This is a genomic window from Thiohalobacter thiocyanaticus (assembly GCF_003932505.1).
In the GTDB taxonomy this organism is placed as follows: Bacteria; Pseudomonadota; Gammaproteobacteria; order Thiohalobacterales; family Thiohalobacteraceae; genus Thiohalobacter; species Thiohalobacter thiocyanaticus.
The window spans coordinates 1,529,268-1,548,589 of record NZ_QZMU01000001.1 but is presented as its reverse complement, the minus strand read 5'-3'; the positions used below and the strand labels follow the sequence as shown (position 1 = coordinate 1,548,589).

The window sequence follows — 19,322 nt, the reverse complement described above, 5'->3', positions numbered from 1 at the left end:
TTAATAATGCCCGGGTCTGAGCCGCCTTCCCCCTGGGCGATTCCCGCCGACTGGCCCGCGCCGGCGCCCGAGGCCCTGGCGGTCAGCGAGCGCCTGGTTGAGGTGCTTCGGGCCCGCATGCAGGCGGCCGGCGGCAGCCTGCCGTTCGCCGACTACATGCACTCGGTCCTGTACGAACCCGGGCTGGGCTACTACAGCGCCGGGGCGCGCAAGTTCGGTGCGGCGGGCGATTTCGTCACCGGGCCGGAACTCTCGCCCCTGTTCTCGCAGTGCGTGGCCGTGAGCTGCGCGGCCGTGCTGGAAGCGCTGAACCATGGAGCGGTGCTCGAGCTGGGCGCGGGCAGCGGTGCGCTGGCAGTGGAGGTGCTGCGAAGTCTGCAGGCAATGGACCGCCTGCCTGAAAGCTATCTCATCCTTGAGCCCAGCGCGGACCTGCGCGAGCGTCAGCGTCAGCGGTTGAACGAAGAAGCGCCGGCGCTGCTCGAACGCGTGACCTGGCTGGACCGCCCGCCCGAGCGCTTCGCCGGCATGGTGATCGCCAACGAGGTGCTCGACGCCTTGCCGGTGGAGCTGTTCCACTGGGACGGTACTGACGTCTGGCTGCGCCGGGTGCAGTGGGAGCAGGCCGGCTTCGGCTGGACCGATCAGCCCGCCGATGCCGGGCTGGCGGAACAGGTCCGGCGGCTCGCCGAACAGTATGACTGGCCGCCGGACTACAGTTCGGAACGGGCGGCCTGGCTGTCCGGCTGGCTGAGTGAACTGGCGGCGAGCCTGACGCAGGGGGCGATGCTGTTCATCGATTACGGCTACCCGCGTGGGGAGTATTATCATCCCCAGCGCGGCGCGGGCACCCTGATGTGCCATTATCGGCACCGTGCCCATCCCGATCCGCTGCGGCTGCCGGGCCTGCAGGACATCACCGCCCATGTGGATTTCACCGCCGTGGCAGAGGCCGCCAGTGCGGCCGGGCTGCGAGTCGCCGGTTTCACCGATCAGGCCCATTACCTGATCGATGCCGGCATCGAGGATACTATGGCCGCGGCCGCCGGCGCGGATCCGGTGGCCGGGATGCGCCTGGCCCAGCAGGTGCGACAGCTGATGCTGCCCGGCGAGATGGGCGAGCGCTTCAAGGCGATGCTGCTGACCCGCGACTGCGACGCGGTGGTGCCGGGGTTCCGGCAGCAGGATCTGCGCAACCGCCTGTAGGTTGGGCTGAGCAACGCGAAGCCCAACATAATGCCGCTGTCCATGCTGGGTTTCACTTTGTTCAGCCCAGCCTGTGGAAGTATTTTCATAACATAAAAACAGGTAACCCATGGACCTGATTCAGATCCTCGCCCTGGCCCTGCTGCAGGGCCTGACCGAATTCCTGCCGATCTCCTCCTCGGCGCATCTGATTCTGCTGCCGGTGCTGCTGGGCTGGCAGGACCAGGGGCTGGCCTTCGACGTGGCGGTGCACGTGGGTACCCTGCTGGCGGTGGTCGTCTACTTCCGCGTTGAGTTGCGCCGGATGCTGGCCGACTGGCTGGCCTCGCTGGCCGGCAGCGGTCAGACCGCCGACAGCCGGCTGGCCTGGGCGGTGGGCTTCGGCACCATCCCGGTGGGCCTGGCCGGCCTGCTGTTCGCCGATTCCATCGAGCAGCATCTGCGCAGTCCGCTGGTGATCGCCGCCACCACGGTGCTGTTCGGCCTGCTGCTGTGGTGGTCGGACCGCAGCGGCGCGCGCCGGCGCGACGAGTACAGCATCGGCTGGAAGGACGTACTGGTGATCGGCTGCGCCCAGGCCCTGGCACTGATCCCGGGCACCTCGCGCTCGGGCATCACCATGACCGCGGCCCTGATGCTGGGCCTGAGCCGCGAGGGCGCGGCCCGGTTCTCCTTCCTGCTGTCGATCCCGGTGATCCTGCTCGCCGGCGGTTTCGAGGCCCGCGAACTGTTCCGCCAGGCCGGTCCGGTGGACTGGCAGGCCCTGGGTGTCGGTACCCTGGTCTCGGCCGTCAGTGCCTACCTGTGCATTCACTTCTTCCTGAAACTGGTCGCGCGCATCGGGCTGACGCCCTTCGTGATCTACCGGCTGCTGCTGGGGGCCTTCCTGTTCTGGGTGTTTGTTTGATCGGCGTTGTCAGGAATATTAACAAATACTGAAATTTATTAACTTATTGAAAAAAATAAAAATACAATCTTTCCTGCTGTCGGAAGGATTTACGTTATCGCTAATACTTGTCTGAAAATCAAGGGATTTTGTTTTGTAACATATTGTTTTTATTAAAGACGGTGTTTTCTGGCATGCATCCTGCCTATTAGAAAACACTTATTTACTGATTTCAGGGTGCGCGTCATGTTCCGCTTCCGCTGCCAGTGTCTGGGTTTCATCTTCGGTCTCATGCTGAGCATGGGGGTGTCCGCCGCGACCGGCTGGCTCGGGGTGGAAGAGATGCCGGCGCGGTCCGTGCCCCTGTCCACGCCGGCGGCCGGTTTCGCCGACAGTGAAGCCGTGCCGTCGCCCCTGCCGCTGATCCTGATGGCCTCGGGCCTGCTGGGACTGGTGCTGGTGGTCGGCAAGGTGCGCGGTCAGGCATAGGCGGCAGGAATAAGGGTCCAAGCCGAATGGCACTCGCATAATCGTCATTGCGAGCGAAGCGCGGCAATCTCATAACGCAGAATCAACCGGATGGAGATTGCCACGTTACTTCCTCCATAGAACCCCTGTGGGGTTCATCATGGGTACCTTTGTTTCACCTCCCGCACGGCCGCGATCCGCCGTTCCCGCAATCTCTCTCCCACCGCCGGGCCGCTCAGGCCCTGTTCCACCAGTTCCCGCGCATTGATGGCACTGGCGGCGGTGAAGGCTGTGCGCAGATAATCGGCCTGCGGGTAGGGTGCGTCCTCGCGTCCGGCGCGGCCGCGGTGATCGGCCTCGCAGGCCAGCAGAAACAGCTCCAGCCGCTCCGGACGGCGGAAGACATCCAGCGAATCGAGCAGGTCGTGCACGCTGGCCGGGCGCAGTTCCAGGGCGCGGTGGCACTGGCTGTGATGACGCGCCACCAGCCGGGCCAGGTCGCGGTACTCGTTGGGGATCTTCAGCCGCGCGCACATGCCCTCGATCAGTTCGACACTGCGCGCCTCGTGACCGATGTGGCGCGGCAGTTCCGCTTCCGGCGTCCCGCACTTGCCCAGGTCGTGCACCAGGGCGGCAAAGCGCACCCGCGGATCGGGGCTCAGGCGCGCGGCCTGTTCCAGCACCAGCAGACAGTGCACGCCGGTATCGATCTCGGGATGGGCGTGCGCCGGCTGATCCACGCCGAACAGCCGATCCAGTTCGGGGAAGACATGCGCCAGCGCGCCGCAGCGGCGCAGCACCTCGAAGAACTCCACCGGCCGGTCCTCACTCAGGGCCTTCAGGGTTTCCGCCCAGACCCGTTCCGGCACCAGGGCGTCGACCTCGCCCGATTCGACCATGCGCTTCATCAGGGCGTGGGTACCGTGCGCGACCTTGAATCCCCATCTGGCGAAGCGGGCCTTGAAGCGGGCGATGCGCAGGATGCGCACCGGATCCTCGGCGAAGGCGCTGGAGACGTGGCGCAGCAGGCCGGCGTCCAGATCCTCGCGGCCGTTGAAGGGATCGATCAGATTGCCCTCGGCGTCCTCGGCCATGGCATTGATGGTGAGATCCCGGCGCCTGAGATCCTCCTCCAGGGTGACATCGGGATCGGCATGGAACTCGAAGCCGGTGTAGCCCGGGCCGGTCTTGCGCTCGGTGCGCGCCAGGGCGTATTCCTCGCCGGTCTCCGGATGCAGGAAGACGGGAAAATCCTTGCCCACCGGCCGGTAGCCCAGGTCCAGCATCTGCTGCGGCGTGGCGCCGACCACCACCCAGTCGCGCTCCCCGACCGGCAGTCCCAGCAGCTTGTCGCGCACGGCGCCGCCGACCAGATAGATTTCCATGTCAGAACCTTTGCGTTGAAATGGCCACGGAAGCACACGGAAAGACACGCAATTATAATAAGCTGCGGAACTTCTTTAGGGGTTCTATCCCGTCATTCCGGCGTAGGCCGGAATCCATTGACCACGGCGGCTTCTGGATCCCGGCCTACGCCGGGATGACGGAAAGGCGGTGATCGAAATCGCCTGCCGTTTCTGTTTCCGTGCCTTTCGATGTGCTTCCGTGGCGATTGTTGCTCACCGCCGGGCCTGCTCCCGGAACGCCTGATACCGCCGCTGCGAGGAGCCGTTGCCGATGTAGCCCGGTACCACGGCGGCGATGGCGGTGGGCGTGATGTCCAGATCGAGCAGGCAGTTCTCGTGGCAGACACCTTCCTTCTGCAGCGACCAGAAGTTGTCCCGCGAAAAGGGCTTGCCGGGTACGAACTCCAGCAGTCGTGCCTGCAGCCAGGAGGTGGTGTTGCCCAGACGCAGGACGTGCCGCCTGAGCCCGGCTGCACGGGCGGTGTATTCGACCAGCTGCTGCAGGGTGTAGGTCTCGGGGCCGCAGATGTCGCAGTGGCGGCCGATGGTGGCCGGATCCTGCAGGCTGCGGGCGAAGGCCTCAACCACATCGCCGACATAGACCGGCGACATCTTCGCGTCCGGGCAGGCCAGCGGAAACAGCCAGGGCGTGAGTTTGAGCAGACCGTGAAAGCGATTGAAGAAGCTGTCGTCAGGCCCGAAGATCACCGACGGCCGGAAACTGGTGACCTGCATGCCGTCCCTGGCCGCGGCGTGGACCAGATCCTCGGCCACGCCCTTGGTGCGCAGGTAGTGGCTGTGTTCCTCGCGCGGGTGGGCATTGAGTGCACTCATGTGCAGCAGCCGGCGGGTGCCGGTGACATTGCAGGCGCTGAGGATCCTGCGCGGCAGTTCCACGTGGGCATGCTCGAAGCCGCTGCCGTCGTTGCCGGATTCATTGAGGATGCCCACCAGGTTGATCACCGCATCCGTGCCCTGGATCAGCTCGCGCAGCACACGGGTGTCGTAGACGTCGGCCTCGATCAGCTTGATGCGCGGATTGACCAGCAGCTCGCGATGGCGCTCGCGGTGCCGGGTCGGGATGCGGACATAGTGGCCGTCACGGGTGAGTCGCTGGGCCAGGTGGCGACCCACAAAGCCGGTACCGCCGAAGACACAGACGGTTTTTGTTGTTGTATGCATTAAACCCCCTAAGCAAGGCAACCCTGCCATAGTGGCGAGACTGTCGGGACCGGTCAAGCCGGTACAGTAGGATGGGTGGTGCGAAGCGCAACCCATCAGCGGCGGTCCGGCCGTCGTTGCAGATGTCGACTCAGGCCAGCAGTCCCAGCACCAGCCCCAGCAGCGCCAGTGCCATGATCACCCAGGGCCAGCGTGCGATGCGGCGTTCAAGGTCCGGCAGCGCAAGCCCCGTGATGGCAGCAGCGGAACCGGAACGGCGCAGGCTCACTACGCCGCGCAGCAGCCTCTGGTGCAGGCGTTCCAGCGGCGGCTGCAGCCTTCCGAACCAGGCCCAGGGCGGCTCATTGCCGAGCCCTGCCGCGGACACTGCCGATTGCAGCCACAGCAGCAGGGCCGGGAGCAGTCCGGTCAGGACCAGCAGAGGTGCGGACCACGCGATCCAGCCCTCACTGCCGGTCGGATCGACCAGGTACTGGCCGAAACCCAGCACCAGAGCGCCGGTCAGGGCCGGAAGCAGCCAGCAGGGCTGCGGGCGCCGCAATAACTGCGCCAGGGCGTAGCCCAGGGCCGCCGTGCCCAGGACGCGGCACAGCTGACCCGCCAGCTCCAGACCCTGGCCCGCGGGCAGCCAGCGCCACAGACCCAGCAGGGCCATGACCACCGGTCCGCCGGCCAGCAGCAGTCGCGCCGGCGGCGGGGCCGTGCGCAGGGCGCCCGTGACCCAGGCATGCAGCGGCCAGATCCCGGCCTTGAGCAGGAAAGCGGTCAGCACCAGGGCGGCGTAGAGCCCGGTGGAATCACCCTGCAGTGGGAAGTCGAAGTCATCGAAACGCGGCGTCTCCTGCATGTAGGCGGCCAGCAGCAGGGCCTCGAACAGCAACAGATCGGCCAGGATCAGCACCACGATGTACAGGCGTGCCACGCGCCGGCTGTCCGCCCCGCCACCGTGGACCAGCAGGCCGAAGAAGCCATAACCCAGCAGGGTGGAGAAACACAGAAAACCCACCGGTTCGCTGGCCAGGATCATGCCGAGCTGGCCGCTGAAGGTGAGCAGCAGCAGGGTGAAGGTGGCCTGCTGTTGCGCCGGATCGAGCCGGGCGGCCTGCCGGCCCGCGGCCAGCCACAGCAGCAGGCTCATGCCCAGCAGCCAGCGGCGGTCGCCGTCCAGCATCAGTCCGCTGCCGAACACGACCCAGGGCATGTCCAGTTCCGCCGCGCCGGTGGTGACCAGAATCACGGCGGCCGGCGTCAGCGCCAGCAGCCAGGGCCGGGGCAGATGCCGGTATACCCCGGGCAGGGCGACCAGCAGGGGCCAGGCCAGGATCAGCCAGAGTCCGACGTCCTGCAACAGCTCACTCATAGCCGATGAACTCCCGGCGGCCGATGAACTGAACCCACTCCAGCGGGCTGAAGGGGATGAAGGCCAGCATCCCGGCGCCCAGCGACATGGCCGCCGTGATCACCGGCGGCCACAGCAGCAGCCAGCCGGTCTCGTGCCGGCCGCCGGCCGCGGCGAAACCGTCGCCGGCCGGGGCCCGGAACCAGGCCCGGTGCAGGATGGGCAGGAAGTAGGCCGCATTGAGCAGGCTGCTGCCGGCCAGCACCAGCACCACCCAGTCCTGACCGGCCTCCATCGCGCCCAGTCCCAGGTACCACTTGCTGACGAAGCCGGCCACCGGCGGCAGACCGATCATGCCGAAGGCGGCCAGGGTGAAGGCCCCCATGGTCCAGGGCAGGCGTCGGCCCACGCCGTCCATTTCGCTGATGCGGTGAATGTGCAGCGTCTCGGCCAGGTTGCCGGCGCAGAAGAACAGGGTGATCTTCATCAGGCCCTGATGCACCAGGTGCACCAGCCCGCCGATGGTGGCGATGGGACCGGCGATGGCCACGCCGAGCGCGATATAGGACACCTGGCTGACGGTGGAGAAGGCCAGCCGGCGCTTGAGATCATCCTGGTACAGGGCCCGCAGCGAACCGTAGAGAATGGTGAAGGCCGCCAGCCCCGCCAGCGGCAGGGTCACGCCCAGATCGGCCGCCTGCTCGACGCCGAACACCTCGTAGACGATGCGCACGATGCCGAAGGCGCCGGCCTTCACCACGGCCACGGCGTGCAGCAGGGCGCTGACCGGTGCCGGGGCGACCATGGCCTGCGGCAGCCAGCCGTGCAGCGGGAACAGCGCTGCCTTGACCCCGACACCGGCGATCAGCAGCCAGAAGATCGCGATCAGTGCCCCGTGGTGGCTGGCGTCCAGATCCTGTACGAAACCGGTGGCACGGAATTCCAGCGTGCCGGTGAGGCTGTACAGCCAGACCGTGCCGGCCAGCAGCAGCACACCGCCGCTGAGGGTATAGACCAGGTAGCTCTGACCGGCGCGGCGCGCGGCCTCGGTGGCGCGGTGCACCACCAGCGGATAGGTCGACAGGGTCAGCAGTTCGTAGAACAGCAGGAAGGTAAGCAGGTTGCCGGCCAGGGCCACACCCACGGTGGCGGTCACGCACAGGCTGAAGAAACCGAAGAAGCGGCTGCGGTGCGGCGAGCCTTCCAGGTAGCCGATGGCGTACAGGGTGGTCAGCAGCCACAGCACCGAGGACAGGGTGACGAACAGCAGCGCCAGCGGGCCGGCCCGCAGTACGAAGTCCAGCCCCGGCAGCAGCGCCAGGCGCAGCTCATAGGCCTGGCCGTGGGCCACGCCCCACAGCATCCAGCCCACCAGCACCAGCTTGACCACCGCCCCCAGCAGGTTGAGGGTGGTGCGCAGCGCGATGCGGTGCTCGGCAATGGCGAAGATGACCAGACCCGGCAGCAGTGAACTGGCGAGTACGGACAGCAGGATTCCGTTGCCCGGGTTCATTGCCGCGCTCCCGCCATCGGCATGACCACGGCGCTGTCGAACCAGGGCAGCAGAATACCCGGGGCCAGCCCCAGCAGCAGGGCCAGCACGGCCAGGCCCAGTGCGGTCCATTCCATGCGCGCCGGCACCCGCTGTGCCTCGTGCCGGGTGGCGGCCGGGGTGAAGAAGTGACCGACCACCTTGAACACATAGCCGGCCGCCAGCAGCCCGCCGAGCAGCATCACCGTCACCAGATCCCAGCGGCCCTGGAGCAGAGCCGCCTCCAGCAGCAGCCACTTGCCGATGAAGCCGCCGGTCGGTGGCAGGCCGGCGATGCTCACCCCGGCCAGGGCGAAGGCGGCCACGGTCAGCGGCAGCCGCTGGGCGACGCAGTCCAGGTCGGTGATGCGGTCATGGCCACCGAAGCGCAGCAGGTTGCCGGCGGCCAGGAACATGGCCGCCTTGGCCAGGGCGTGCGCCAGCACCAGCCACAGGACCGCGCGCCAGGCGGCTGCATCGGGCAGGCCGGCGGCGGAGAGCAGGGGGAAGGCCAGGAACAGGTAACCGATCTGGGCCACGGTTGAATAGGCCACCAGCAGCTTGACCCGGGGCTGGCGCAGGGCCTGCCAGGAGCCCCACAGGATGGCCGCCATCCCGAGCAGGCCCAGTACCTGGCCGGTGGCGGCCGTGGCCGCCAGCGGGGCGAACAGTTCCAGCCACAGTCGCACCAGGATATAGAAGGAGGCCTTGACTACCAGGGCCGAGAGCAGGGCGCTGACCGGGGCCGGGGCGCTGGCGTGCGCCGGCGGCAGCCAGAAGTGAAACGGAAACAGGGCGGTCTTGAGCGCCAGCCCGGCACCCATCAGGCCCAACGCCGTGCGGCTGGCCGGACCCGCCTCCAGGCGCTGCCCCAGCAGGCCGAAATCGAGCGTGCCGGTGGCGTGATACAGCAGTGCCACGCCCAGCAGATACACCAGCGAACCCAGCAGGGTCGCCAGCAGATAGCGCATGGCGCCGGTCAGGGCGGCGCGGCCGCCGCCGAGCGCGGTCAGGGCCACCGCCGCCAGGCCCATCAGCTCCAGGGTGACATAGAGATTGAACAGGTCGGCAGACAGGAACAGGGCGTTCAGCGCTCCCAGCAGGAACAACCACAGCGGCCAGAACCAGCGCGCCAGGGTGGGTTCGAAGTAGCTGTCGGCATAGAGCGCGACCCCGAGACCGACCAGGGCCGTGGTGGCGAGAAAGACCAGACTCAACGCATCGGCCCGCAGTTCGATGCCCAGCGGTGCACCCCAGCCGCCGACGGCGTGATGCAGTCCGTCCGTGCCCGCGACCGCGGTGCCGAGACCGACCAGGATCGGAATGCCGCCGGCGCTGACCAGCAGGCCGATCGGCCGCGCCGACCGCGGCCAGAGACCGGCCGCCACCGCGCCGGTCAGGGGCAGCAGAATCAGCACGGCATCCCAGGGCAGGGCGGCCAGCGCGGACAGGCTCACTCCTTCGGGCACCGGTCCTCCTTCGGCGCGTCATCCAGCGTGGGCCGGCCGCTCGCGGCTGCCACCTTGAGCATCAGCACCAGGCCCAGGGCAGTGGCCGAGACGGCCACCACGATGCCGGTGATGACCATGGCGTGCGGTACCGGGTCGGGGGCTGCGCCCGGCTGCCCGCCCAGGCTGACCAGCACCAGGAAGACCCCGCTGCCGAGGATGTTCACGGCCAGCAGCTTGCGCAGCAGGTGGGCCTGCACGCTCAGCCCGTACAGTCCCAGCACCACCAGGGCCACGCCGGCCAGGGCATAGAAGGCGGCGGTCACGGCGCGTCACCGGCGCCGGGCCGCGAGCCCTGGAACAGCACTGCCAGGGTGGCGGCGATGGACAGGGTGGCCAGGGTCTCGATCAGCAGGATCAGACCGCCGGCGAGTGCCGGCGGATATTCCAGCAGCGGCCGGCCGGCCAGCAGCAAATGCCCAGGCGACCAGCAGGAAGCCGCCGGGGCCGATGGTGACGGCCAGGCGCAGCGGCGTCCCGGTCAGGTGCGGCTGCAGCCGCCAGCCGGCCAGCAGGGCCAGCACCCCGGCCGCGCCCAGTACCGCACCGGCCTGGAAGGCGCCGCCGGGGGCGTGCGCCCCGGCCCACAGCAGATAGGCCGCGGCCAGCACCAGCACCGGCAGCAGCAGCCGCAACAGCATGTCCAGCACCGCCCCGGCCGGGGCCTCGCGCCGGGGCGGGTCGGCGTCCAGCGACCAGGCCGCCAGCAGAGCCAGCAGCAGTACCAGCAGTTCCAGCAGGGTGTCGTAGCCACGGAAGTTGAGCAGTACGGCGGTGACCGGATTGCTCACGCCGCTGCGTCCGAGTTCGGCAGCCACCTGCGCCTGCAGTCCGGCCGGCTCCGGGATCAGGCTGAGTACGGCCAGCCCCAGGCCGGCCCCGGCCAGTACCAGCAGCAGGGCCGGGCCGCTGCGCCAGGCCTCGCGGGGCAGGGTCTGCGCTGCAGCGGTCCGGTTCAGCCGGGCCAGGGCCGCCAGCAGCAGGGCGCCGGTCAGGCCGGCGCCGATGGCCGCTTCGGCCAGCGCCACGTCGGGCGCCTCCAGGCGTACCCAGGCCAGCGCCATCAGCAGACCGAAGGCGATGAACAGTACGATGCCCCGGAACAGGTCGGGGCAAGCCAGCGCCCGCCAGGCCAGCCAGATCAGGCCCAGGGCGAGCAGTCCGTCGAAGCCGGTCTGCAGCAGGTTCACCGGCGCCACTCCGGGATGCCGCGCTGGCGGGCGCCGCGGGCGATCAGGTGCGCCACGCTGGCGCCGGCCAGCAGCACCAGCAGCCAGATCAGCACCAGCTTGCCCGCCACCAGCCAGCTGCCGGACTGCAGGGCCAGGCCCAGCACGATCAGGCCCAGGCCGACATTGTCGGCCTTGGTCAGGGCGTGCAGGCGGGTGTAGACGTCGGGGAAACGCAGCAGTCCCAGGGTGCCGGCCAGAAAGAACAGGGCTCCGGCGAGCAGCAGCAGGGCGCTCAGGTAGTCAGGGCCGGTCATGCTCGTCCTCCGGCTGCGGCCAGGCCCGGCGCACGAAGGCCACCGCCGCGACCGCGGCCAGCAGGGCGAAGACCAGGGCGACGTCGCGCAGGGCGGCGACCCCGCCGGCCTGGGCCAGCACCAGCAGGATGGCCACGGCGGTGGTGCCGAACAGCTGCGCGGCCAGCATGCGGTCGGCGGCGGTGGGGCCCTGTACCACCCGCCACAGGCCGGCGCCCAGGTTGAGCAGGAGGAACAGGGTCAGGGCGTGATACAGATCCGGCATGCGTATCAGCTTAATTGATGTTATGTGTCAATGTCAGACCGAACAGCCCTGCGACCCGAGCCTCCAGGTGTGCCAGCTGGGCCGGGTTGTCCTGGCCGGCATCGAGCACATGCACCCGCAGGCAGTCGGCTTCGAGGTCGGCGCTCAGGGTGCCGGGCAGCAGGGAGACGACATTGAGCATGAATACCCGCGGCAGGCCGGGTTGCAGCTGCAATGGATAGTCGATCACGGCGGGATCGAGCGGTCGTGCCGGCCGGAAGGCGCGCTGGGCGACATCCACCGCCCCCAGCAGCGAGTGCCTGAGGAAGAAGCCGGCGAAGGGTGCCAGTCCTGCCCAGGCCAGGCGCTGCGGCGGCAGCAGGCGGGCGCTGATCAGGGTGGCCAGTACCACCGCCGGCGCGCCGATCATCCAGCTTGCGGCCGCCCCCTCGGTGATCAGCCACCAGGTCAGGGCGAAGGCGAGCAGGCGCGGCAGCGGAAAACGGCTGAATACGGAAGCGGTACGCGTCATCCGCCTGACTTCCCGTTGTTCTCAGCCACCCGCGCCAGACGCCGCGCCAACGGGGTGGCCTGGCCGTTCAGACGCATGTCATAGACGGCGGTGAAGGCCAGCACGCCGCGCACATAGCCGCGGGTCTCGCGGAAGGGGATGGTGTCGATCCAGTAGTCGGCCTCGAATTCGCCGTCCTCCGGCAGCCAGCGATCGACCCGATGCGGACCGCGTTGTAGGCCGCGGCGGCCAGGGCCGGATGGCCGTTGTAGCGTTCCAGCATGCGCTTGAGATAGGCGCTGCCCAGACGCAGGTTGGCGCTGGTCGTGAGCAGGGTGGCGCGCGAAGGCCTGGGCAGGCGCAGCTGCAGCGCCGTCTGCCGGCCGGTGGCCGGCATCAGCTGCATCAGGCCGAGGGCGCCGGCCGAGGAATGGGCGTCGGCCATGAAGGCGCTTTCCTGGCGGATCACGGCGAAGATCAGGGCGGGGTCCAGATCGAACTGGGCGGCCACCTGTTCGACCTGCTCACGGTAGGCCAGCGGGAAGCGGATCTGCACATCGTCCCAGTGCCCGGCGCGGGCGGCGGTCCAGATGGCGCGGTCGTGCCAGCCCCATTCGTGGGCCAGGGCCGCGGCCAGTTCCAGCTCCGGCGGATCCAGTTGCAGACTGGTGTGATACCACTCGCGCCGCGAGGCCCAGGTGCGGCCGAGGCGGTGGAGTTCACCGGCCCGCCACAGTCCCGGGTGGCGCTCCAGCAGGGCCAGCAGTTCGGATTCGTCATACTCGATCGGCCGGTGGTTGAGCTGATAGGGCCGGTTCAACCGGTCGGCGGCGAGAAAGCCGTGAAAGAAACGCTCGCCGGACAGGGTGCGCAGCTGGTGGCGGGCGGGTTCGCTGCGCCCGAGCTCGCCCAGCGCCCGGGCCTGCCAGTAGGGCCACTCGCTGAAACGCGAGTCCTGGTGACGGAAGCCCGCGATGGTATCGACCAGGGCCGCCCAGTCGCGTTCCACCAGGGCCATGCGCGCCTGCAGTTCCTCGATCTCGGCGTCGCGCCAGTCCGCGGGAACGGCAGCGAGAATGGTGTAGGCCTTATCGCTGCGGCGGTAGCCGGCATAGCGGGCAACGTATTTCAGGGCAGCGTGATAGTCCTCATCGGACAGCTGTCCGCGCCGGGCCTGCAGGGCCTCGAAGGCAGTGTCGGGCTGGCTGCGCGCCAGGCGCTGGATGGCATGCACCCGGATGCGGCGGGCGATGGCGTTGTCCTGCTCGAGCCGGGCATCGTCCAGCGCGGCCGCCGGACGGCGGTGGGCGTAGTGCCAGAACTCGACCTGGTCGCGCTCGGCATCCGGGAGTTTCCTGCCGAGGAAGGCGGCCAGGCTGAGCTTGCCCTCGGCCATGGCAAGCCGGATGCGCTGCCACAGGGCCTCGGTGTCGATGCGGGGCGTGTCGTACAGCACGTCGAAGACGGGATCGCAGGCATCGGGCTGGGAGTGCCCGACGCGCCACAGTTCCAGGGCCGCGTCCAGCCAGGCCTCGCGGCTGGCGGTGTTGCGGGTGGCACGCAGGTGATAGCAGCGCAGCTCGGCATCCCCGTCGCCACGGTAGAAGCGCTCGAACCGCTGCCATTGGCGGGTGCGGCCCAGGTGTTGCAGCCAGTCACGGTAGAGGCGGTCGGCCAGGGAGGTATCGGCCTGCGCCTGCAGGAAGGCGGCGATATCGGCGTCAGTGGCGCGGGCCAGGTCGCGGCGCAGCCGGCGGTCCTGCAGGTAAGGATGCAGCGGATAATCGCGCAATGAAGCGGCCAGCTGGTCGAAGCGCTCCAACTCACCGCGTTGCAGCGCATGCAGTGCAGCCTGATAACGGCTGCGCTCGTCGGTGTAGGGGTCGGGCAGGGCCTGGGCACCGTGGGTCAGCCCACACAACAGGATCGCCGCTGCCAGTTGCAGTCCTTGTCTCATTTGCCCTGCATCCTGTGGCGGTGCCGCATCCGGGGTCTCATCCTGCGTGGTGCAGGTTCGATGATAGCCGATTGGATCGCCGCGGGTCAGGGGGGTTCCCGGGGTTTGCCAAGGCGCTCGGTTGGGCTTAGTCTGCGGGGGCGGTGTCCGTGCCTGTCCGGTGCCTCAGTGGCGTACTGTCCGGGCCTTATCAACAATCCCTGTGAGGTGCGAAATGAGTTTCAAGGCCATCAATCCGGCGAATGGCACAGTGCTCAGGGTGGTCGATTCCTGGACCGAAAAGCAGCTCGATGCCGCTCTGGAGCAGGCCGCTGCGGCCGCGCCGGACTGGCGTCGCCGGCCGCTGGAGGAGCGCTGCCGGCTGCTGGCCCGCGCCGGCGAGGTGCTGCGCGCGCGCCGGGAGGAACTGGCCCGTACCGTCACCGGGGAGATGGGCAAGCTGATCAGGGAGGCGCGGGGCGAGGTCGACAAGTGCGCCTGGGTCTGCGACTACTATGCCGACAACGCCCCGGCCTTTCTCGCCGACGAGCCGATCGAGACCGATGCCAGCCGCAGCCTGGTGGCCTGGCAGCCGCTGGGTACGGTACTGGCGGTCATGCCCTGGAACTTTCCCCTGTGGCAGGTCATGCGTTTTGCCGCCCCGGCCCTGGCCGTGGGCAATACCGGGCTGCTCAAGCATGCCTCCAACGTACCCCACTGCGCCCAGCTGCTGGAGGAGGTGTTCCTGGAAGCCGGTGCGCCGCCGGGGGTGTTCACCAGCCTGATGATCCCCTCCTCCATGGTCGCGCGCGTCGTCGGTGACCGGCGCGTTCACGCCGTGACCCTGACCGGCAGCGAGCCGGCCGGCAAGGCGGTGGCCGCGGCCGCCGGACAGCATCTGAAGAAGAGCGTGCTGGAACTGGGCGGCGCGGATGCCTTCGTGATCCTGGAGGACGCCGACCTCGACCTGGCAGTGGAGCAGGCCGTCGCCTCGCGCTTTCTCAATGCCGGCCAGAGCTGCATCGCCGCCAAGCGCTTCATCCCGGTCGCGGCCATCGCCGATGAGTTCGTGGAGCGCTTCCGTGCACAGGTCGAGGCGCTGCAATGCGGCGATCCCATGGACGAGGCCACCCGGCTGGCGCCCATGGCCCGGTTCGATCTGCGCGACGACCTGCATCAGCAGGTCATCGATACCCTGGCCAAGGGGGGGGTGGCGGTGACCGGCTGCCTGCCCCAGCCCGGCGACGGCGCTTATTACCAGGCCTCCATCCTGGACCGGGTCGAGCCCGGTATGCGCGCCTACAGCGAGGAGCTGTTCGGGCCGGTGGCCACCGTCATCCGGGCCGGCGACGAGGCCGATGCCGTGCGCATCGCCAATGACTCCGGTTTCGGCCTCGGCGGCAGCGTCTGGACCGGGGACGCCGCGCGGGGCGAGTGGGTGGCGCGGCAACTCGAATGCGGCAGTGCCTTCGTCAACGGCCTGGTCAAGAGCGACCCCCGTCTGCCCTTCGGCGGGGTGAAGCGGTCCGGCTACGGTCGCGAGCTGTCGCTGCTGGGCATCCGCGAGTTCGTCAACGCCAAGACCGTCTGGGTCCGCTGACCGGGTCCCCTTGAGCCTGCTGTTCTGGCTGGCCTATCCCCTGACCGGCGCCCTGGCCGGGCTGCTGGCCGGCCTGTTCGGTATCGGCGGCGGGCTGGTGATGGTCCCGGCCCTGCTCTGGATCTTCGCCCTGCAGGGCTTCCCCTCCGTGCATCTGATGCATCTGGCCGTGGGCACGTCCCTGGCCGCGATCGTCTTCACCGGCGCGGTCTCGGCGCAGGCCCATCTGCGCCGGGGCGCGGTGGACTGGCGTCTGGCCGGCTGGCTGACCGTCGGTGTTCTGGCCGGGGCCGCGCTCGGCACGACCCTGGCCGACCGGCTGGACGGGGCGGTTCTGCGTGGCCTGTTCGGGGGCTTCCTGCTGGTGGTGGCAGTGAAGCTGGCGCTGGAGCTGCAACCCGGAGGGCCGGCCGTTGCGGCGCGCCCGGCCGTGCTGGTCCCGGCGGGGCTCGGCATCGGAGCGCTGTCGGTACTGCTCGGCATCGGCGGCGGCACCCTCACCGTACCGCTGCTGTTGTGGCTGGGCGCGGCCATGACCACGGCGGTGGGAACGGCGGCGGCCTGCGGTGTGCCCATTGCCCTGGCCGGCGCACTCGGCTTCATCCTGATCGGCCGCGATGCCGCCGGACTGCCGCCGGCCAGCCTGGGTTATGTGTACTGGCCCGCCGTGCTGGGTATCCTGCTGCTGAGCCTGCCCGGAGCGCGCCTGGGGGCGGTACTGGCCCACCGTCTGCCGGCGCGGCGGCTGCGGCGGCTGTTCGCCTTGGTGCTGGTCTTGATCGGTATGCGCATGCTGATCTGAACAGAACCCCTGTTCTTATAACCGAATTTATACATTCAGACGCCCTGCGGCCGCCGATTCAGGTTTTATTGAGCTGGATCAATGTTTGGCTCCGCTCCGGGGACGGTTGATATTGATCAAGGCGCAAACCCCTCTATAAACCTAGAAATGTGTCATGGAAGCAAGTTATTAACCCGTCGGCTAGGAGAGAGAGGTAGTGTTATGAAACAGGCAATCAATCATCGGGTCGGGCTGCTGTCTGCTGTAATCAGTCTGACCCTGGCGGGCATTCCGCTGAGTGCGGTCAATGCCCAGACCGAACATCCGGATACCACCGAAGGCGAGATGCGCTATCAGGGTGCCCCACACGAAGGCGGTGACGCCAGGCAGGTGGTCACCCCCGGGGCACCGGCGCTGAGCGAAGAGGAATTCAAGCACGCCAAGCAGATCTATTTCGAACGCTGTGCAGGCTGCCACGGCGTGCTGCGCAAGGGCGCGACCGGCAAGCCGCTCACCCCGGAGATCACCCAGGACAAGGGTACTGCGTATCTGAAGGCCTTCATCGATTACGGCTCGCCGGCCGGCATGCCCAACTGGGGGACCTCGGGCGATCTGACGCCGGAAGAGGTCGATCTCATGGCGCGCTTCCTGCAGCACGATCCGCCGGTCCCGCCCGAGTACAGCCTCGAGGACATGAAGGCAACCTGGAAGGTTATGGTGCCGCCGGAGAAACGCCCGACAAAACAGATGAACAATATCAATCTGAAGAATCTGTTCTCGGTCACCCTGCGTGACGCCGGCCAGGTGGCGCTGATCGATGGCGACAGCAAGGAGATCGCGGCCGTGATAGATACCGGCTATGCCGTGCACATCTCACGCCTGTCGGCGTCGGGGCGCTATCTTTTTGTTATCGGAAGGGATGCCAGGATCAACCTGATCGACCTGTGGATGAAGACCCCGGCCAACGTGGCCGAGATCAAGGTCGGCATGGAGGCGCGCTCGGTGGAGACCTCCAAGTACAAGGGCTGGGAGGACAAGTATGCCGTGGCCGGCACCTACTGGCCGCCGCAGTTCGTGATCATGGACGGCGATACCCTGGAGCCGAAGAAGATCGTCTCCACCCGCGGCATGACCGTGGATACCCAGGAATATCATCCTGAACCGCGTGTTGCCGCCATCGTGGCCTCGCATGCGCATCCGGAATTCATCATCAACGTCAAGGAGACCGGCAAGATCCTGCTGGCCAACTACGAGGACCTGGACAACATGTCGATCACGAGCATCGACGCTGCCCGCTTCCTGCATGACGGCGGCTGGGATTCCAGCATGCGCTACTTCATGTCGGCGGCCAATAAGTCGGATCAGATCGCTGTGGTCGATTCCAAGGAACGTGAGCTGGAGGCGCTGGTCGATGTCGGCAGTATTCCGCATCCCGGGCGTGGCGCCAACTTCGAGCACCCCGATCACGGACCGGTGTGGGCGACCAGTCACCTGGGCGACGACTCCATCGCGCTGATCGGGACCGATCCCGAGGAGCATGAGGACAATGCCTGGAAGGTGGTCGACAGCCTCAAGGGACAGGGCGGCGGCTCGCTGTTCATCAAGACCCATCCCAAGTCCGACAATCTGTATGTGGACACGGCGCTGAACCCGGACGAGAAGATCAGCCAGTCGGTGGCGGTCTACGACATCAACAACCTGCATGGTGGCTATGAGGTGCTGCCGATCGCCGACTGGGCCGAGCTGGGCGAAGGGCCGAAGCGGGTGGTGCAGCCGGAGTACAACCATGCCGGCGACGAAGTCTGGTTCTCGGTCTGGAACGGCAAGGATCAGACCTCGGCCCTCGTGATCGTCGATGACAAGACCCGCAAGCTCAAGCATGTCATCAAGGACGAGCGGCTGGTCACGCCGACCGGTAAGTTCAACGTCTACAACACCATGCACGACGTGTACTAGAGGCAGACCGGGCGGGCGGCCGCGGCCGCCCGCCTTCTCCCGCCGCGGAGGACAACAATGAAAGGCGAGGCAAAGGTTTATCTGGTGGGTGCGGGTCCCGGCGACCCGGATCTGCTCACGGTCAAGGCCCTGCGGCTGCTGCAGGCGGCCGACGTGCTGGTCTACGACCGGCTGGTTTCAAAGGAGATTCTCAATCTGGTGCCCGAGGGCGCGACCCGCGTCTGTGTCGGCAAGGCGCCGGGCAAACACACCCTGCCGCAGGAGGATATCAACCGCATCCTGGTCGAACTGGCCGCCCCCGGGCGTTGCGTGGTGCGGCTCAAGGGCGGCGACCCTTACGTGTTCGGCCGCGGTAGCGAGGAGGCGCTGTATCTGCTCTCGCATGGCATCGGTTTCGAGGTGGTGCCGGGCGTGACCGCGGCCACCGCCGTCGCCGCCTATGCCGGCATCCCGCTCACTCATCGTGGCCTGGCCCGCGGCGTGCGCTTCGTGACCGGCCACTTCCGGGAGGGCGAGGCGCTGGACTGGGACTGGGACAAACTGGCCGACCCGCAGACCACTCTGGTGTTCTACATGGGCCTGGGTCGGCTGGAGGCCATCCGTGATCACCTGGTAGCGGCCGGGCTCGATGCCGCCACGCCCGCGGCCGTGATCCAGCACGGCACCACTTCGCGTCAGCAGCGGGTGCTGTCGGATCTGGCTCATCTGCCGGATGACGTCCGCCTGGCCGGCCTGGCCTCGCCGGCGCTGATCGTCATCGGTGCGGTAGTGGCCCTGGCCGACACCCTGGACTGGTTCGGTACCCGGCCGGCCGACATGGCGTCCGACGACAGGCTCAACCGCTATGCGAGCGCTTAGACAAATTGACCCGTCATGCCGGCGCAGGCCGGCATCCAGCACCGCCGGCCGGATGAATACCGCCCTGCGTCGGTATGAGGGAAGGAACCGGCGCGGAGGACTGCTGGGGGTATTCATGCTGTCTGCCCTGGCCGCCGGTGTCCAGGCCGAGCCGTCGGCCGCGCGCCAGGGCGAGCTGCGTCACCTGCTGGAACAGGACTGCGGCTCCTGCCACGGGCTGACCCTCAAGGGCGGTCTGGGTCCGGCGCTCACCCAGCAGGCCATGCAGCGGCTGCCGGAGGAGATGTATGTGAACACCATCCTCGACGGCCGCCCCGGCACCCCCATGCCGCCCTGGCGCGGCATCCTCACCGAAGACGAAGTGCGCTGGCTGGTGGAGGGGCTGCGATCAGGCTTTTGATCAGACTCAACAGGAAAGACGTAA

General features: G+C 67.9%; 17 protein-coding genes and 2 pseudogenes. 8 read left to right on the top strand and 11 right to left on the bottom strand.

Annotated features, from left to right (window positions below; translation table 11 throughout):
• Nucleotides 1-6 precede the first annotated feature (6 nt).
• The 3 genes from D6C00_RS07225 (at nucleotide 7) to D6C00_RS07215 (ending at nucleotide 2,581) form a co-directional block, all read left to right on the top strand.
• Entirely contained in the window at nucleotides 7-1,206 is a 1,200-nt protein-coding gene (locus D6C00_RS07225) for a class I SAM-dependent methyltransferase (RefSeq protein WP_125181104.1), read from the top strand.
• A 109-nt stretch (nucleotides 1,207-1,315) separates the two neighbouring features.
• The gene (locus tag D6C00_RS07220; protein WP_125181103.1) at nucleotides 1,316-2,113 is read left to right on the top strand and encodes an undecaprenyl-diphosphate phosphatase; all 798 of its coding nucleotides are present in this window, start codon (nucleotides 1,316-1,318) and stop codon (nucleotides 2,111-2,113) included.
• 225 nt (nucleotides 2,114-2,338) lie between these two features.
• Nucleotides 2,339-2,581 (top strand): hypothetical protein, encoded by a 243-nt coding sequence (locus D6C00_RS07215; RefSeq protein WP_125181102.1) that lies wholly within the window; start codon nucleotides 2,339-2,341, stop codon nucleotides 2,579-2,581.
• A gap of 137 nt (nucleotides 2,582-2,718) precedes the next feature.
• Here the strand turns inward: D6C00_RS07215 and D6C00_RS07210 are convergent, their stop codons facing one another.
• The 11 genes and pseudogenes from D6C00_RS07210 to D6C00_RS07160 all read right to left on the bottom strand — a co-directional run bounded on the left by D6C00_RS07210 (nucleotide 2,719) and on the right by D6C00_RS07160 (nucleotide 13,724).
• On the bottom strand, nucleotides 2,719-3,945 hold the full coding sequence (locus tag D6C00_RS07210; protein ID WP_125181101.1) for a multifunctional CCA addition/repair protein: 1,227 nt from the start codon (nucleotides 3,943-3,945) through the stop codon (nucleotides 2,719-2,721).
• A 234-nt stretch (nucleotides 3,946-4,179) separates the two neighbouring features.
• On the bottom strand, nucleotides 4,180-5,148 hold the full coding sequence (locus D6C00_RS07205) for a complex I NDUFA9 subunit family protein (protein ID WP_125181100.1): 969 nt from the start codon (nucleotides 5,146-5,148) through the stop codon (nucleotides 4,180-4,182).
• A 130-nt stretch (nucleotides 5,149-5,278) separates the two neighbouring features.
• Nucleotides 5,279-6,508: a proton-conducting transporter transmembrane domain-containing protein gene (locus tag D6C00_RS07200; RefSeq protein ID WP_125181099.1), complete on the bottom strand. Its 1,230-nt coding sequence runs from the start codon at nucleotides 6,506-6,508 to the stop codon at nucleotides 5,279-5,281.
• Nucleotides 6,501-8,000 (bottom strand): complex I subunit 5 family protein, encoded by a 1,500-nt coding sequence (locus tag D6C00_RS07195; RefSeq protein WP_125181098.1) that lies wholly within the window; start codon nucleotides 7,998-8,000, stop codon nucleotides 6,501-6,503. The genes D6C00_RS07200 and D6C00_RS07195 overlap by 8 nt, the downstream gene beginning before the upstream one ends.
• Nucleotides 7,997-9,487 carry a complex I subunit 5 family protein gene (locus D6C00_RS07190; RefSeq protein WP_241546819.1) on the bottom strand — a complete coding sequence of 497 codons (1,491 nt, stop codon included), beginning with the start codon at nucleotides 9,485-9,487 and terminating at the stop codon, nucleotides 7,997-7,999. Before D6C00_RS07190 ends, D6C00_RS07195 begins: the two co-directional genes overlap by 4 nt.
• Nucleotides 9,472-9,792, bottom strand: a complete 321-nt coding sequence (locus tag D6C00_RS07185) for a cation:proton antiporter subunit C (RefSeq protein WP_125181097.1) — start codon at nucleotides 9,790-9,792, stop codon at nucleotides 9,472-9,474. The genes D6C00_RS07190 and D6C00_RS07185 overlap by 16 nt, the downstream gene beginning before the upstream one ends.
• Nucleotides 9,789-10,716: pseudogene (locus tag D6C00_RS07180) on the bottom strand (hydrogenase subunit MbhD domain-containing protein). Before D6C00_RS07180 ends, D6C00_RS07185 begins: the two are co-directional and overlap by 4 nt.
• Complete coding sequence (gene mnhG / locus D6C00_RS07175; RefSeq protein WP_125181096.1) at nucleotides 10,713-11,012, bottom strand: monovalent cation/H(+) antiporter subunit G; 300 nt, start codon at nucleotides 11,010-11,012, stop codon at nucleotides 10,713-10,715. The pseudogene D6C00_RS07180 and the gene mnhG overlap by 4 nt, the downstream one beginning before the upstream one ends.
• Entirely contained in the window at nucleotides 10,999-11,277 is a 279-nt protein-coding gene (locus D6C00_RS07170) for a monovalent cation/H+ antiporter complex subunit F (RefSeq protein WP_125181095.1), read from the bottom strand. Before D6C00_RS07170 ends, mnhG begins: the two co-directional genes overlap by 14 nt.
• Nucleotides 11,278-11,287: 10 nt before the next feature.
• A complete protein-coding gene (locus D6C00_RS07165; RefSeq protein ID WP_125181094.1) occupies nucleotides 11,288-11,788 on the bottom strand; it encodes a Na+/H+ antiporter subunit E in 501 nt (166 codons plus the stop codon).
• Nucleotides 11,789-11,855: 67 nt separating this feature from the next.
• Nucleotides 11,856-13,724, bottom strand: a complete 1,869-nt coding sequence (locus tag D6C00_RS07160) for a transglycosylase SLT domain-containing protein (RefSeq protein ID WP_125181093.1) — start codon at nucleotides 13,722-13,724, stop codon at nucleotides 11,856-11,858.
• A 214-nt stretch (nucleotides 13,725-13,938) separates the two neighbouring features.
• Here D6C00_RS07160 and D6C00_RS07155 point away from each other — a divergent pair, with 214 nt between their 5' ends.
• The 5 genes and pseudogenes from D6C00_RS07155 to D6C00_RS07135 all read left to right on the top strand — a co-directional run bounded on the left by D6C00_RS07155 (nucleotide 13,939) and on the right by D6C00_RS07135 (nucleotide 19,298).
• Nucleotides 13,939-15,303: an NAD-dependent succinate-semialdehyde dehydrogenase gene (locus D6C00_RS07155; RefSeq protein ID WP_125181092.1), complete on the top strand. Its 1,365-nt coding sequence runs from the start codon at nucleotides 13,939-13,941 to the stop codon at nucleotides 15,301-15,303.
• 10 nt (nucleotides 15,304-15,313) lie between these two features.
• The gene (locus tag D6C00_RS07150; RefSeq protein WP_241546818.1) at nucleotides 15,314-16,105 is read left to right on the top strand and encodes a sulfite exporter TauE/SafE family protein; all 792 of its coding nucleotides are present in this window, start codon (nucleotides 15,314-15,316) and stop codon (nucleotides 16,103-16,105) included.
• Nucleotides 16,106-16,471: 366 nt separating this feature from the next.
• Nucleotides 16,472-18,040 (top strand): annotated as a pseudogene (locus D6C00_RS07145) (cytochrome D1 domain-containing protein); the annotation flags it as partial.
• 57 nt (nucleotides 18,041-18,097) lie between these two features.
• On the top strand, nucleotides 18,098-18,898 hold the full coding sequence (gene cobA, locus D6C00_RS07140) for a uroporphyrinogen-III C-methyltransferase (protein WP_125181090.1): 801 nt from the start codon (nucleotides 18,098-18,100) through the stop codon (nucleotides 18,896-18,898).
• 115 nt (nucleotides 18,899-19,013) lie between these two features.
• The gene (locus tag D6C00_RS07135) at nucleotides 19,014-19,298 is read left to right on the top strand and encodes a c-type cytochrome (protein WP_305000415.1); all 285 of its coding nucleotides are present in this window, start codon (nucleotides 19,014-19,016) and stop codon (nucleotides 19,296-19,298) included.
• Nucleotides 19,299-19,322: the final 24 nt, after the last annotated feature.

Excerpts from the sequence above, each read along its gene's own strand:
- D6C00_RS07225 (WP_125181104.1), top strand. The coding sequence starts at position 7 with ATGCCCGGGTCTGAGCCGCCTTCCCCCTGGGCGATTCCCGCCGACTGG.
- D6C00_RS07220 (WP_125181103.1), top strand. The coding sequence starts at position 1,316 with ATGGACCTGATTCAGATCCTCGCCCTGGCCCTGCTGCAGGGCCTGACC.
- D6C00_RS07215 (WP_125181102.1), top strand. The coding sequence starts at position 2,339 with ATGTTCCGCTTCCGCTGCCAGTGTCTGGGTTTCATCTTCGGTCTCATG.
- D6C00_RS07210 (WP_125181101.1), bottom strand. The coding sequence starts at position 3,945 with ATGGAAATCTATCTGGTCGGCGGCGCCGTGCGCGACAAGCTGCTGGGA.
- D6C00_RS07205 (WP_125181100.1), bottom strand. The coding sequence starts at position 5,148 with ATGCATACAACAACAAAAACCGTCTGTGTCTTCGGCGGTACCGGCTTT.
- D6C00_RS07200 (WP_125181099.1), bottom strand. The coding sequence starts at position 6,508 with ATGAGTGAGCTGTTGCAGGACGTCGGACTCTGGCTGATCCTGGCCTGG.
- D6C00_RS07195 (WP_125181098.1), bottom strand. The coding sequence starts at position 8,000 with ATGAACCCGGGCAACGGAATCCTGCTGTCCGTACTCGCCAGTTCACTG.
- mnhG (WP_125181096.1), bottom strand. The coding sequence starts at position 11,012 with ATGACCGGCCCTGACTACCTGAGCGCCCTGCTGCTGCTCGCCGGAGCC.
- D6C00_RS07170 (WP_125181095.1), bottom strand. The coding sequence starts at position 11,277 with ATGCCGGATCTGTATCACGCCCTGACCCTGTTCCTCCTGCTCAACCTG.
- D6C00_RS07165 (WP_125181094.1), bottom strand. The coding sequence starts at position 11,788 with ATGACGCGTACCGCTTCCGTATTCAGCCGTTTTCCGCTGCCGCGCCTG.
- D6C00_RS07160 (WP_125181093.1), bottom strand. The coding sequence starts at position 13,724 with ATGAGACAAGGACTGCAACTGGCAGCGGCGATCCTGTTGTGTGGGCTG.
- D6C00_RS07155 (WP_125181092.1), top strand. The coding sequence starts at position 13,939 with ATGAGTTTCAAGGCCATCAATCCGGCGAATGGCACAGTGCTCAGGGTG.
- cobA (WP_125181090.1), top strand. The coding sequence starts at position 18,098 with ATGAAAGGCGAGGCAAAGGTTTATCTGGTGGGTGCGGGTCCCGGCGAC.
- D6C00_RS07135 (WP_305000415.1), top strand. The coding sequence starts at position 19,014 with ATGCTGTCTGCCCTGGCCGCCGGTGTCCAGGCCGAGCCGTCGGCCGCG.